Here is a 13,231-nt window from a genome sequence, read left to right as displayed (position 1 = left end):
TTATTGTACCGGTGCGTGCGGGCGGTTTAGCGGAAGGTTTGTTCGAATACCCGGTATTCCACCGAATCGCGCACGGCCTCGATGCTGTCCCAGATGCGCTGCGCCAGCCTGGCGTTGTGTGCGACGAACTGGTGCGACAGCATCAGGTAGTAGGGCTTCTCGGCCAGCGGCGGCGCCAGCTTTTCCAGCTTGCCGTTGAATTCGCGGTGAGTCAGCAGCATGCTGTCGCCCTCCTGCGTGCGCAGCGCCACCGCCGCCAGCCGGCCCATGGCCAGCTTGCGCAGATTGTCCTCGACCGGATAGGTGCCGGTGTCGACGCCGGCGCCCAGCGTCTGCAATTGCTCGACCACCGAGTAGCCGCGCTGGGCGCCGACCGGGCCCGGGCTGCGCAGCACGCTGCCGTCCCAGCCGACCTGCTCGTCGCCGCTGCGGCGGTACAGGCTGTAGCTGTCGGTCATCAGGCGCTTGGCGGGATCGGGCTGGCCGGCGCGCATCGGGTAGCGGCCGAACTGCTGGCGCTCGGCCAGGTAGCTGATGGCGAACATGCCGTCGATGCTGCCGGCCTTCAGCTCTTCCTGACAGCGTTTCCAGGGCCGCAAGCTGATTTCCAGCACGATGTTCAGCCTGGCTTCGACGATCTTGAGCAGGATGTTATTCAGGCCGGGTCGCGCTTTCAGCGTCCACGGGTAGACGTCTTCGGCGTCCTGGCACAGCCGCACCAGCTGCGGCTCGGCCGCCGCCGGCAGCGCGGCGGCCAGCAGCAACAGGCAGGCGATGGTGCGCAGGCGCGGCATGATGCATCAGGCGGTCAGCACGGCATGGGCCGCGTGGGCTGGCATGGCTCCGGCCGACAGGAACAGCCAGTCGTGGTTGGCCAGCCGGACCGCGATGCCGTCGACCTGGTAGCGGTCCAGCAGGCCGGGCGTGAAGAACAGTTGCGGCCCGGCCTCGTAGCGGGCGCCGGCCAGCATGACCAGCAGGCGGCTGCCGGCCGTTTCGATGGTCAGCGCCTGTTCGCCCAGCTGGGCCAGCCTGCCCTGGCCGGTCTGCATCAGGCCGCCGAGCGAGCGGCTGTAGACAAACGACAGCCGGATGCCGTGGCGCTGCCAATCCTGCAGGCAGGCCCAGGCGTCGGAAGGGGCGGCGTCGCCGCTCGCGGGCAGGTTGGCGCCGCTGCAGATCATGGTGGACATGGTTGGCTCCGCTAGGTGGGGATGGAGTTAGCTTACTTGGACGCCGGCCGCAGCCTGATTGGCATTTTCAATCAAATTTCATCGGTCGATACAAAATAGTGATAAAACCGGAAAATTGATTATGTTGAAGCTATTGATAGTTTAATGCCGCTAAAAGCGTCAAAAATTCGGTTTGAGTTGCCTCAGATCATAAATAATGCTGATATCAGTCATAGCTGTTGGTGAAAATACCTACTTAATTGAAAGAATTGGTCTGATAAAATCGGAAGCTTTCCGACAGTACAAACAGGAAGGCAGCACAGCATGGATTCGTCATCTGATAAAAAAGAAGAACTTCGTCAACAATTGCGCCTCGCGGCGCTCGAATACCACGAGTGCCCGACGCCAGGCAAGATCAGCGTCACGCCGACCAAGCAACTGACCAACCAGCGCGACCTGGCGCTGGCGTACTCGCCGGGCGTGGCCGCGCCGTGCGAAGAGATCGTCATCGATCCGGCCAACGCCTACAAATACACGGCGCGCGGCAACCTGGTGGCCGTCATCACCAACGGCACCGCCGTGCTGGGCCTGGGTAACATCGGCCCGCTGGCCGCCAAGCCTGTGATGGAAGGCAAGGGCGTGCTGTTCAAGAAATTCGCCGGCATCGACGTGTTCGACATCGAGATCAACGAATCCGACCCGGACAAGCTGGTCGACATCATCGCCTCGCTGGAGCCGACCTTCGGCGGCGTCAACCTGGAAGACATCAAGGCGCCGGAGTGCTTCTACATCGAGCGCCAGCTGCGCGAGAAGATGAAGATCCCGGTGTTCCACGACGACCAGCACGGCACCGCCATCATCGTCGGCGCCGCCATCATGAACGGCATCCAGTACGTCGGCAAGGATATCGCCAACTGCAAGCTGGTGGTGTCGGGCGCCGGCGCGGCCGCGCTGGCCTGCCTGGACCTGATCGTCGACCTCGGCTTCCCGCTGGAAAACATCTACGTCACCGACCTGGCCGGCGTGGTCTACAAGGGCCGCCAGGAATTGATGGATCCGGACAAGGAACGCTTCGCCCGCGAAACCTCGGCCCGCACGCTGGCCGAAGTCATCAGCGACGCCGACATCTTCCTCGGCCTGTCGGCCGGCGGCGTGCTGAAGCAGGACATGGTCAAGGCCATGGCGCCGAATCCGCTGATCCTGGCGCTGGCCAATCCGAACCCGGAAATCCTGCCGGAAGACGTCAAGGCCGTGCGCGGCGACGCCATCATCTGCACCGGCCGTTCGGACTATCCGAACCAGGTCAACAACGTGCTGTGCTTCCCGTACATCTTCCGCGGCGCGCTCGATTGCGGCGCCACCACCATCACGCGCGAAATGGAAATCGCCGTGGTGCACGCGATCGCCGAGCTGGCCCACGCCGAGCAGTCGGACATCGTCGCCACCACCTACGGTTTCAGCAACCTGTCGTTCGGCCCCGAGTACCTGATCCCGATGCCGTTCGATCCGCGCCTGCTGATCAAGATCGCCCCGGCCGTGGCCAAGGCGGCCGAGGATTCCGGCGTCGCCACCCGTCCTATCAAGGATTTGCAAGCCTACGCCGACAGCCTGCAGCAGTTCGTCTACCGCAGCGGCACCTTCATGAAGCCGCTGTTCCAGGTCGCCAAGAAGACCGCCGCCGAACTCAAGCGCATCGTCTACGCCGAGGGCGAAGAAGAGCGCGTGCTGCGCGCGGTGCAGGTGATCGTCGACGAGAAGCTGGCCCGTCCGATCCTGGTCGGCCGTCCGGCCGTGCTGGAGACCCGCATCACCAAGTTCGGCCTGCGCCTGAAGCAGGGCATCGATTTCGACGTCATCAACCCCGACCACGACGAGCGCTACCGCGAATACTGGCAGGCTTACTACGAGCTGACCGCCCGCAAAGGCGTGACGCAGGAGTACGCCAAGCTGGAAATGCGCCGCCGCCATTCGCTGATCGGCGCCATGATGATCAAGAAGGGCGACGCCGACGGCATGATCTGCGGCACCTTCGGCACCACCCAGCTGCACCTGCACTACATCGACCAGGTGCTGGGCAAGCGCGACGGCGCCTGCGTGTACGCGGCGATGAACGTGCTGATCATGCCCGAGCGCCAGCTGGTGATGGTCGACACCCACGTCAACGAAAACCCGAACGCGAAAGAGCTGGCGGCGATCACCGTGATGGCGGCCGAAGAGATGCGCCGTTTCGGCCTGTCGCCGCGCGCGGCGCTGCTGTCGCACTCGAACTTCGGCTCGTCCAACAGCGAATCGGCGCAGAAGATGCGCGCCGCGCTGGAGCTGGTCAAGCAGCTCGATCCGACCTTGGAAGTGGACGGCGAAATGCATGGCGACACCGCGCTCGATTCCAAGCTGCGCAACTCCATCATGCCGGGCACCACGCTGACCGGCGACGCCAACCTGCTGGTGATGCCGAACATCGACGCCGCCAACATCGCCTACAACCTGGTCAAGACGGCGGCCGGCAACGGCATCGCGGTCGGTCCGATTCTGCTGGGCTGCGCCAAGCCGGTGCACATCCTGACGCCGTCGGCCACGGTGCGCCGCATCGTCAACATGACCGCGCTGTGCGTGGTCGACGCGGTGGCCCAGCGCAAGGTCTGATGTAGCACACCGCCGCAAGGCCGGGGGTCAAGTCTGACATTCGGACACGAGCTCTACCGTAACGTGCGTTACGGTAGAGCTCGTGTCCGAATGTCAGACTTGACCCCCATTTTTTATTGCCTCAATTTCAACGAAGCCGAGACATCACTGTCGATGATGGTAACAAGATGTAAGTGATGTAATCGACATAATTGGTGAGAAGTGCGGCTGGTGCGCTCTGTTACAATACCGGGCTGTAAAGTCACCCATGATTTGGATCGCTATTCACCATGAATAAAATAAAAAAAGCCCTGATTACGGGCATTACCGGCCAGGACGGTGCATATCTGGCCGAATTGCTGTTGGAAAAAGGTTACGAAGTTACCGGAACTTATCGCCGCACGAGCTCGGTGAATTTCTGGCGTATCGAGGAACTCGGCATCCAGTCGCACCCGAATCTGAAGCTGGTGGAATACGATCTGACTGACCTGGGCTCCAACATCCGCCTGCTGCAAAGCGCGCAGCCGGACGAGGTCTACAACCTGGCGGCGCAAAGCTTCGTCGGCGTCTCCTTCGAGCAGCCGGTGACCACCGCCGAAATCACCGGCATCGGCCCGGTCAACCTGCTGGAGGCGATCCGCATCGTCAATCCGAAGATCCGCTTCTATCAGGCGTCGACCTCGGAAATGTTCGGCAAGGTGCAGGCCGTGCCGCAAAAGGAAGACACGCCTTTCTACCCGCGCAGCCCGTACGGCGTGGCCAAGCTGTATGCCCACTGGATGACCGTGAACTACCGCGAATCCTATGGCATCTTCGGCTGCTCCGGCATCCTGTTCAACCACGAGTCGCCGCTGCGCGGCCGTGAATTCGTCACCCGCAAGATCACCGACTCGGTGGCCAAGATCCATCTGGGCCAGCTCGACGTGCTGGAACTGGGCAACCTGGACGCCAAGCGCGACTGGGGCTTTGCCAAGGAATACGTCGAAGGCATGTGGCGCATCCTGCAAGCCGATGAGCCGGACACCTATGTGCTGGCCACCAACCGCACCGAAACCGTGCGCGACTTCGTCAGCATGGCGTTCAAGGCGGTCGACGTGGCGCTGGAGTGGACCGGCTCGGCCGACCACGAAATCGGCACCTGCAAGAAAACCGGCAAGGTGCTGGTGCGCGTCAATCCGAAGTTCTACCGTCCGGCAGAAGTCGAGCTGCTGATCGGCGACCCGGCCAAAGCCCTGGCGGACCTGGGCTGGAAGCCGCAGACCACGCTGGAACAGCTGTGCCAGATGATGGTCGAGGCCGACCTGCGCCGCAACAAAGCCGGCTTCTCCTTCTAAGGAAACGATGATGGCTGCTGCAGGCATGGAGGGCGCAGGCAGGCGCGCCCTGATCACTGGGCTGTCCGGTTTCACCGGCCACTATGTCGAGCAGGAGCTGAGCGCCGCTGGCTACGAAGTCTACGGCACCATCACGCCCGGCCATGAACCCGGCCCGCGCCAGTTCGCCGTCGACCTGGGCGACCGCGCCGGCCTGGCCGACGTGGTGGCGCAAGTGCGCCCGGACGTGGTGGCCCACCTGGCCGCCATCGCCTTCGTCGGCCATGGCGACGTCGACCAGATCTACAACGTCAACGTGGCGGGCACCCGCAACCTGCTGGAAGCGCTGGCCGCCGCCGAGCACAAGCCGTCGGCCGTGCTGCTGGCCTCCAGCGCCAATATCTACGGCAATACCGACGCCGGCGTGATCGGCGAGCAGGTGCCGGCCGCGCCGGCCAACGATTACGCGGTCAGCAAGCTGGCCATGGAATACATGGCGCGGCTGTGGCAGGACAAGCTGCCGCTGATTATGGTCCGTCCCTTCAACTACACCGGCGTCGGCCAGCACGAGAACTTCCTGCTGCCGAAGATCGTCGCCCACTTCCGCCGCCAGGCCGCCGACATCGAGCTGGGCAACCTGCACGTATGGCGCGACTTCTCGGACGTGCGGACCGTGGCGTCCAGCTACCGCCGCCTGCTGGCGCTCGGCCCGGCCGCCGCCGGCCAGACCTTCAACGTCTGCTCCGGCCACGCCTATTCGCTGGGCGAGGCGCTCGACATGATGGCCGACATCGCCGGCTACCAGATCAAGGTGCACGTCAATCCGGCCTTCGTGCGCGCCAATGAAGTGGTGCGCCTGGTCGGCGACAACCGCCGCCTGCTGGCCGCCATCGGCGCCTCGCCGGCCGTGCCGCTGGCCGACACGCTGCGCTGGATGTACACGACGTGAGCGCGATCCCGACCACTGCCGCGCGCGTGCTGCGCGTGGGCCTGTCGACCACCACGGCCGAACCGGCGCTGACCGGCGGCCGTCTGGACGGCCTGGGCGTGTACAGCCGCGCGCTGCTCGAACACCTGCCGCAGGCCGGCGCCGAGGTGCTGCCGTTTTCCTTCCCGTCGCCGGGCGACACCGCGCGCCTGACGGTCGGCCGGGCCTTGCCGCTGTCGTTCCCGCTGGCGTCGCTGGGCAATCTGCTGCTGCCGTCGTCGGCGCACCTGAATGTCAGCCGCCTGATGGGCAAGGACGCGCCGCCGCTGGACCTGTTCCACGCCACCGACTACCGCATCGTGCGCATGGATTGCCCGGTGGTGGCGACGCTGCACGACGCCGTGCCGATCGCCCATCCCGAGTGGTGCCGGCCGCGCCTGCGCGGCCTGAAGAACTGGCTGCAGATCCAGGCCGCGCGCCGCGCGCAGCATGTGATCACCGGTTCCCATTATTCGATCCGCGAACTGGTCGAACACTTCGGCGTCGACGAGCGCAAGATCAGCGTGGTGCACCACGGCGTGCGCCCCGAATGGTTCGAGGCGCCGCCGGCCGAGGCGCGCGACGCCACGCTGGCGCTGCACGGCCTCAATCCCGGCTACTTCCTGTTCGTCGGCACGCTGCAGCCGCGCAAGAACCTCGGCCGCCTGCTGGAAGCCTATCTGGCGCTGCCGCCGGTGCTGCGCTCGGCGCGCCAGCTGGTGATCGTCGGCGCCCCGGGCTGGCTCTGCGAAGAGCTGGTGGCCCGGATCAAGGCCGCCCGGCAGCGCGGCGAAAACGTGGTCTGGCTCAGCAAGCTGACCGACGACGCCCAGCTGCACCACATCTACGCCGGCGCCGGCGCCTTCATCTTCCCGTCGCTGCACGAGGGCTTCGGCCTGCCGCTGGTGGAAGCCTTCGCCAGCGGCGTGCCGGTGGCCACCTCCAACGCCACCTCGCTGCCGGAAGTGGCGCAGGGCGCGGCGCTGGAGTTCGATCCGCTGTCGGTGCCGGAAATGACCGCCGCCATGACCACGCTGGCGCGCGACGACGCCACCCGCAGCCGCTGCATCGCGGCCGGCCGCCGCCGCGCGCTCGAACTGACATGGGATGAAGCGGCGCGCCGTACCGTCGCCGTGTACCACCACGTCTTATCTCACTGAAGCAGTCATGCGCGTCCTCCATTTCTACAAGACCTACTACCCCGATACCTGGGGCGGCATCGAGCAGGTGATACGCCAGCTGTGCGTGGGCACCGCCCGCCTCGGCGTCACCAATGAAGTGCTGACACTGACGCGCGACGCCGGCCCGGCCCGCATCGAGTTCGAAGGCCACACCGTGCACCGCGCGCAGCTGGACTTCGAGTTCGCCTCGACCGGCTTTTCGTTCGCGGCGATCCGCCAGCTGGCGCGCCTGGCGCGCCAGGCCGACGTGATCCACTACCACTTCCCGTGGCCGTTCATGGACCTGGCGCACTTCATGGCGCGCATCGACAAGCCCTGCGTCGTCACCTACCACTCGGACATCGTGCGCCAGAAGAACCTGCTGCGCGTGTACAGCCCGCTCAAGCGCCGCTTCCTGCGCAGCATCGACACCATCGTCGCCAGCTCGCCGAACTACCTGGCCTCGTCGCCGGTGCTCAAGCGCTTCGCCCACAAGACCCGCACCATCACCTTCGGCCTGGACAAGTCGGTCTATCCGAAGCCGCCGGCGGCGCTGAAGGAGCAGTGGCGCGCCCGCTGCGGCGAGCGCTTCTTCCTGTTCGTCGGCGTGCTGCGCTACTACAAGGGCTTGCACATCCTGCTCGACGCCATGACCCGGCTGGACTATCCGGTGGTGATCGTCGGCGGCGGCCCGGAGGAACAGGAACTGAAGGCGCACGCCGAACGCCTGGGCCTGACCCACGTGATGTTCGTCGGCGCGCTGGCCGAGGAAGACAAGGTCGCGCTGCTGGAGCTGAGCTATGCGATGGTGTTCCCGTCGCACCTGCGCTCGGAAGCGTTCGGCATCTCGCTGCTGGAAGGGGCGATGTACGGCAAGCCGATGATCTCCAGCGAGATCGGCACCGGCACCACCTACATCAACATCGACCAGGAGACCGGCCTGGTGGTGCCGCCCGACGATCCGGCGGCGCTGGGCGCGGCCATGCGCGTGCTGTGGGAACAGCCGGAGCGCGCCGCCGAAATGGGCCGCCGCGCCGAAGCGCGCTACTGGGAACTGTTCACCGCCGAAACCATGGCGCGCAACTACCACGCGCTGTACAGCGAGCTGGTGGCCCGCCCGGGCACGGCCAGCGGCAGCGCCCGCCCCCGTACCGTTTGATCTGACGCAAGGGCGGTGCTGGCGGGCGCGGCTATCATGGCGGTCGAACTCCGCGCCCTGCCGATGGTCCTCAACAATGACGCCGCCAAGACGGCGCCACCCGCTGTGCGACGCAACGACGTCGTCCGGGCGGGAGTTCACCTCCACCGCGGTCCGTCGCGCAGGGTAGAATACCGCCACCACCCCTGAATCCGGAGATCCGCGTGCGCTGCCTGGTTATTGAAGACGAAGCCGAAACCTCGAATTACATCTGCAAGGGGCTGCGCGAGGCGGGCTACCTGGTCAGCGCCTGCGACAACGGCCCCGAGGGGCTGGACCTGGCGGTCGGCAACGACTGGGACATCATCGTGCTCGACCGCATGCTGCCGGGCCGCATCGACGGCCTGTCCATCGTCGACCGCCTGCGCGCGCTGGGCAAGCAGACCCCGGTCATCATCGTCAGCGCGCTGACCACCATCGACGCCCGCGTCAGCGGCCTGCGCGGCGGCGCCGACGACTACCTGTCCAAACCCTTCGCCTTTTCCGAACTGCTGGCCCGCATCGAGGCGCTGCAGCGCCGCAGCGCGCCCGGCGCCGACAGCTCGCAGCTGCAGGTGGCCGACCTGCGGCTGGACCTGCGCACGCTGCGCGTGACGCGCGGCAGCAAGGTCATCACGCTGCAGCCGCGCGAATACCGGCTGCTGGAATACCTGATGCGCAACGTCAACCAGGTGGTGACGCGCACCATGCTGCTCGAATCGGTGTGGGACTATCATTTCGATCCGCAGACCAATGTCATCGACGTCCAGATCAGCCGCCTGCGCGCCAAGGTCGACAAGGACTTCCCCGTCATGCTGATCCATACGCTGCGCGGCGTCGGCTACCGCATGGGGCCGACCCCGCCCGAGGATGGGGAGCCGGCCGCTTGATCCAGCTGCGCGCGTCCATCGCCGCCAAGCTGGTGCTGGGCTACGGCCTGCTGGGCACGGCTTCGGTCGTGCTGGTGTCGGCGGTGTTCTATCACGGCACCGTGGGCGTGCTGGACCGGGATATCGACGGCCGCATCGTGGTCCAGTCGGACCGCATGGTGGCGCGCGCCAACGGCTTGCCGCGCGACGTGCTGCAGGCCGAGGTGCGGCGCCAGCTGGACGACGGCGTCGACAGCGACCGTGAAATCTTCCAGCTGGTGGCGGCCGACGGCACGCCGCTGGCCGGCAACCTGGACTCGTGGCCGAAGGCGGGCCTGCCGTCGCCGGGCACCGGCCCCGGGCTGGTGAGCGCGATGGTGGTGCGCCAGGGCCATCCGGCGCCGGCCCGCCTCTACCTGCGCCCGCTGGACGATGGCGGCGCGCTGATCGTCGGCCGCGACCTCAGCGAGCAGGAAGCCGTGAGCGAGGTGATCTGGCACGCGCTGCTGGCCGGCGCCGCCGTCTCGCTGCTGCTGACGGTGGGCGGCGCGCTGCTGTTCCGGCGCGCCATCGAACGCCGCCTGAGCGCGATCCGCCGCACCGCCGCGCAGATCGAGGCGGGCGACCTCAGCCCGCGCATCCCGGTGAGCGGGCGCGACGAATTCGCGCTGCTGGGGCGCGACATCAACCGCATGCTGGACCGCATCGAGCTGCTGATGGAAGGCATACGCCACGTGTCGAACGCCATCGCGCACGACCTGCGCACGCCGCTCGGCCGCATCCGCGGCAAGCTCGACGACGTGGTGCGGCGCGAAGCCACCGTGCCGCGCCTGACCTCCGCCGCCCAGGACGCCATCGAAGACATCGACGACCTGATACGGCTGTTCGAACGCCTGCTGCAGATCGCCGAGGCGGAATCGGGCATGCGCACCCGGCTGTTCGAGCGGCTGGACCTGGGCCATATCGCCAGCGACATCGGCGAGATGTACGAGGCCAGCGCCGAGGACTGCGGCCTGCAGCTGACGGTGGACGCGCCCGAGCACCTGTACGTGGACGGCGACCGCAACCTGCTGGCCAGCGCCGTCGCCAGCCTGCTGGACAACGCCATCAAGTACGCCGGGCCGGGCGCCGCGCTGCGCCTGCGCGCCGGGCTGTACCACGGCGGCCTGGCCTCGATCGCGGTGCACGACAACGGCCCCGGCATCCCCGAGGAAGAGCGCGGCAAGGTGACGCAGCGCTTCTACCGCCTGGACGACAGCCGCCACCTGCCGGGCAACGGCCTGGGCCTGGCCATCGTCAGCGCCACCGCGCTGGCCCACGGCGGCGAGCTGGTGCTGGAGGACGCCGCCCCGGGCCTGGTGGCGCGCATCCTGCTGCCGCTGGCGCCGTCATCCTAGGCGCTTGCGCTAGCTTTCCGATCGGTAATGTGGCCGCAAGCTGGCGGAAAGCCGCTGCGCGCTAGCATCGAGGGTTCCATATCGAGACCCTCTCCACCATGCACGATTTAAGCGACATCGCCGATTGGCTCAAGCATCATCCCGTCCAGCAGGACGCGCGGGAGCATGGCGGGCACGTGGTGTCGTTCAGCAGCCACGACTATCTGGCGCTGGCCGGCCATCCGCGCCTGGTGGCGGCGGCCAAGGACGGGCTGGACCGCTACGGCGTGCGCCACGGCGACGGCGTGGCGTCGTGGCAGCCGGGCGGCGAGCCGGCAGTCTACCGCGCGCTGGAAAGCCGTCTCGGCGCGCTGGCGCACAAGAGCGACGCCGTGCTGTTTGTTTCCGGCTACATGACCAATATCGGCGTGCTGTCGTCCCTCGTCAAGGCGGCCGCGCTGGCGCGGCTGCACGGCTACCGCGCCCGCAAGCGCCACAAGTACGCCTACTATTCGGACGAGTTCAACCACGTCAGCATCCGCGAGGGCATCCAGATGTCGGGCGCGCTGCGCTACACCTACCGCCATGGCGACATGGAGCACCTGGAATCGCTGCTGAAGTCGGGCGCGGAAGAGGGGTGCACGCCCATCGTCGTCAGCGACGGCGTGTTCGGCATGGAAGGCACGATCGCGCCGCTGCCGCAGCTGGTGGCGCTGGCCGAGCGGTTCGGCGCGCTGCTGTACGTCGACGACGCCCACGCCACCGGCGTGCTGGGCGCCAACGGCGGCGGCAGCACCGAGCACTACGATTGCTACAGCCCGTGCATCATGCAGATGGGCAGCCTGGGCAAGGCGCTGGGCGCGCTTGGCGGCTATGTCGCCGTCGAGCGCGAGGCGGCCGATGTGATACGCATGACCAGTGCCGCCTACGGCTACGCCAGCCCGCCGCCGCCGGAGCGCGCGGCCGCGCTGCTGGCCGCGCTGGACTTGCTGGAAGAAGAGCCGCAGCGCCGCCAGCGCCTGTGGGACAACCAGCGCTACTTCATCGAAAAGATGGCGCCGCTGGGCTATACGATTCTGTCGACCTTGACGCCTATCCTGCCGGTGCTGGTCGGCGAGGCCGAGGCTTGCCAGCGCTATGCGATCGCGCTGCGCAAGGAAGGCATCCATGTCGAAGCGGTCCAGTTCCCGGCGGCGCCGGTGGGCCAGGCCCGTCTGCGCTTCGTCATCAACGCCGGCCACACGCGCGAGCAGATCGACCACGCGGTGCGGGTGATGGCGCAGCTGGCCGGCCGCGCCTCGCGCCTGGCGGCTTAAGCGGCGGCGGTCTGCTCCGCCCAGCGCTGCTTGATCTCCAGCAGCGCCGGCATCTGCTTCAGGAACAGGTCGACCAGCTGCGCGTCGAAGTGCTTGTCGCGCTGCTGCTCCAGATATTCCACCGCCTTGGCGATCGGCCACTCCGGCTTGTACGGACGGGCCGAGGTCAGCGCGTCGAACACGTCGGCGATGGCGACGATGCGGCCCACCAGCGGAATCTCGCGGCCGGACAGGCCGTTCGGATAGCCGCTGCCATCCCACTTTTCATGATGCGTCATCGCCACCTGGTGCGCCATCGCCAGCATGCCGCCCGCGTGCTGGCCGATGATGTTGCCGCCGATGGTGGCGTGGCTCTGCATCACCTTCCATTCATCCTCGTCCAGCGGCCCCGGCTTGCGCAGGATGCTGTCCGGGATGCCGATCTTGCCGACATCGTGCATCGGCGCCGCGTGCAGCAGGTCGTCCGCCTCGGCCTCGCTGAGGCCGGCGGCGCGGCCGAGGATGCGCGAGTAGTGGCTCATGCGGATCACGTGCAGGCCGGTTTCATTGTCCTTGTATTCGGCCGCCAGGCCCAGGCGCTGGACGATTTCCAGCCGCGTGCGGGCCAGCTCGTCCACCCGCACCAGCGACAGGTGGGTGCGCACGCGGGCGCGCACGATGGGCGGGCTGACCGGCTTGGTGATGTAGTCGACCGCGCCGGCGTCGAAGCCGACCACCTCGTCGCTGGCGTCGCTGAGCGCGGTGACGAAGATCACCGGAATGGCGGCGGTGGCTTCGTCGGCCTTGAGCAGGCGGCACACTTCATAGCCGGTCATGCCCGGCATCATCACGTCCAGCAGGATCAGCTGCGGCCGCTCCTGGCGCGCCAGTTCCAGCGCGCGCGGGCCGTCCTTGGCGAACAGCAGGCGGTACTGGTCTTGCAGGATATGGCGCAGCAGTTGCAGGTTGCTGGCCTCGTCGTCGACGGCCAGGATCAGCGGCAGGTCGTTGGTGGGTTCTTTAATCATGGGTTCTCCTTGGCCAGATGGTCAGCCAATTCCAGCAGCGTAGCATGGGCTTGCGGGAAATCGAAATCGTTGAGTGCGGTGTGCAGTTCCGCCAGTTGCCTGGCCAGCGCGGCCGACAGGCCGGCGCCGCTCATCGCGGTGGCCAGCGCGGCCAGCGCCGCATCCTCCAGCGCGCCGCGCTTGAGCGACGGCAGCAGCGCCTGCGCCGCCGCGTGCGCGCGCGCCGCGTCGAAGGCCGGCGCGGCCGCCGCG

At 67.0% G+C, this 13,231-nt stretch carries 12 protein-coding genes; 8 read left to right on the top strand and 4 right to left on the bottom strand.

The window, feature by feature from the left end:
• Positions 1–26 precede the first annotated feature (26 nt).
• Both GEV02_RS27065 and GEV02_RS27060 read right to left on the bottom strand, forming a co-directional pair.
• Positions 27–794 (bottom strand): substrate-binding periplasmic protein, encoded by a 768-nt coding sequence (locus tag GEV02_RS27065; protein ID WP_152841006.1) that lies wholly within the window; start codon positions 792–794, stop codon positions 27–29.
• 6 nt (positions 795–800) lie between these two features.
• Positions 801–1,193, bottom strand: a complete 393-nt coding sequence (locus GEV02_RS27060) for a hypothetical protein (protein ID WP_152841005.1) — start codon at positions 1,191–1,193, stop codon at positions 801–803.
• A gap of 303 nt (positions 1,194–1,496) precedes the next feature.
• On the opposite strand from GEV02_RS27060, the gene GEV02_RS27055 reads away from it, so the two are divergent.
• From GEV02_RS27055 to GEV02_RS27020, 8 genes are all read left to right on the top strand, one after another.
• The gene (locus GEV02_RS27055) at positions 1,497–3,815 is read left to right on the top strand and encodes an NADP-dependent malic enzyme (protein WP_152841004.1); all 2,319 of its coding nucleotides are present in this window, start codon (positions 1,497–1,499) and stop codon (positions 3,813–3,815) included.
• Between the two features lie 269 nt (positions 3,816–4,084).
• Positions 4,085–5,128, top strand: coding sequence for a GDP-mannose 4,6-dehydratase (gene gmd, locus GEV02_RS27050; protein WP_152841003.1), 1,044 nt, complete (start codon positions 4,085–4,087; stop codon positions 5,126–5,128).
• 10 nt (positions 5,129–5,138) lie between these two features.
• Positions 5,139–6,056: a GDP-mannose 4,6-dehydratase gene (locus tag GEV02_RS27045; RefSeq protein ID WP_152841127.1), complete on the top strand. Its 918-nt coding sequence runs from the start codon at positions 5,139–5,141 to the stop codon at positions 6,054–6,056.
• On the top strand, positions 6,053–7,234 hold the full coding sequence (locus GEV02_RS27040; protein ID WP_328595929.1) for a glycosyltransferase family 4 protein: 1,182 nt from the start codon (positions 6,053–6,055) through the stop codon (positions 7,232–7,234). The genes GEV02_RS27045 and GEV02_RS27040 overlap by 4 nt, the downstream gene beginning before the upstream one ends.
• A 7-nt stretch (positions 7,235–7,241) precedes the next feature.
• A complete protein-coding gene (locus GEV02_RS27035) occupies positions 7,242–8,393 on the top strand; it encodes a glycosyltransferase family 4 protein (RefSeq protein ID WP_152841001.1) in 1,152 nt (383 codons plus the stop codon).
• 203 nt (positions 8,394–8,596) lie between these two features.
• Entirely contained in the window at positions 8,597–9,301 is a 705-nt protein-coding gene (locus GEV02_RS27030; protein ID WP_328595928.1) for a response regulator transcription factor, read from the top strand.
• Positions 9,298–10,677: a sensor histidine kinase gene (locus GEV02_RS27025; RefSeq protein WP_152841000.1), complete on the top strand. Its 1,380-nt coding sequence runs from the start codon at positions 9,298–9,300 to the stop codon at positions 10,675–10,677. The genes GEV02_RS27030 and GEV02_RS27025 overlap by 4 nt, the downstream gene beginning before the upstream one ends.
• Positions 10,678–10,775: 98 nt before the next feature.
• Complete coding sequence (locus tag GEV02_RS27020) at positions 10,776–11,972, top strand: aminotransferase class I/II-fold pyridoxal phosphate-dependent enzyme (RefSeq protein ID WP_152840999.1); 1,197 nt, start codon at positions 10,776–10,778, stop codon at positions 11,970–11,972.
• Here GEV02_RS27020 and GEV02_RS27015 read toward each other — a convergent pair.
• A complete protein-coding gene (locus GEV02_RS27015; RefSeq protein WP_152840998.1) occupies positions 11,969–12,979 on the bottom strand; it encodes an HD-GYP domain-containing protein in 1,011 nt (336 codons plus the stop codon). The two genes, GEV02_RS27020 and GEV02_RS27015, sit on opposite strands and share 4 nt — an antisense overlap.
• The coding region (locus GEV02_RS27010) for a hypothetical protein (protein ID WP_217433164.1) at positions 12,976–13,231 on the bottom strand (256 nt) is incomplete at its 5' end. The genes GEV02_RS27010 and GEV02_RS27015, both read right to left, overlap by 4 nt.

It is taken from the genome of Rugamonas aquatica, assembly GCF_009380215.1.
GTDB classification, from domain to species: domain Bacteria; phylum Pseudomonadota; class Gammaproteobacteria; order Burkholderiales; family Burkholderiaceae_D; genus Rugamonas; species Rugamonas aquatica_B.
This window is presented reverse-complemented; position numbering and strand designations above follow the sequence as displayed.

Excerpts from the sequence above, each read along its gene's own strand:
- GEV02_RS27060 (WP_152841005.1), bottom strand. The coding sequence starts at position 1,193 with ATGTCCACCATGATCTGCAGCGGCGCCAACCTGCCCGCGAGCGGCGAC.
- GEV02_RS27035 (WP_152841001.1), top strand. The coding sequence starts at position 7,242 with ATGCGCGTCCTCCATTTCTACAAGACCTACTACCCCGATACCTGGGGC.
- GEV02_RS27020 (WP_152840999.1), top strand. The coding sequence starts at position 10,776 with ATGCACGATTTAAGCGACATCGCCGATTGGCTCAAGCATCATCCCGTC.
- GEV02_RS27045 (WP_152841127.1), top strand. The coding sequence starts at position 5,139 with ATGGCTGCTGCAGGCATGGAGGGCGCAGGCAGGCGCGCCCTGATCACT.
- GEV02_RS27015 (WP_152840998.1), bottom strand. The coding sequence starts at position 12,979 with ATGATTAAAGAACCCACCAACGACCTGCCGCTGATCCTGGCCGTCGAC.
- GEV02_RS27065 (WP_152841006.1), bottom strand. The coding sequence starts at position 794 with ATGCCGCGCCTGCGCACCATCGCCTGCCTGTTGCTGCTGGCCGCCGCG.
- GEV02_RS27055 (WP_152841004.1), top strand. The coding sequence starts at position 1,497 with ATGGATTCGTCATCTGATAAAAAAGAAGAACTTCGTCAACAATTGCGC.
- gmd (WP_152841003.1), top strand. The coding sequence starts at position 4,085 with ATGAATAAAATAAAAAAAGCCCTGATTACGGGCATTACCGGCCAGGAC.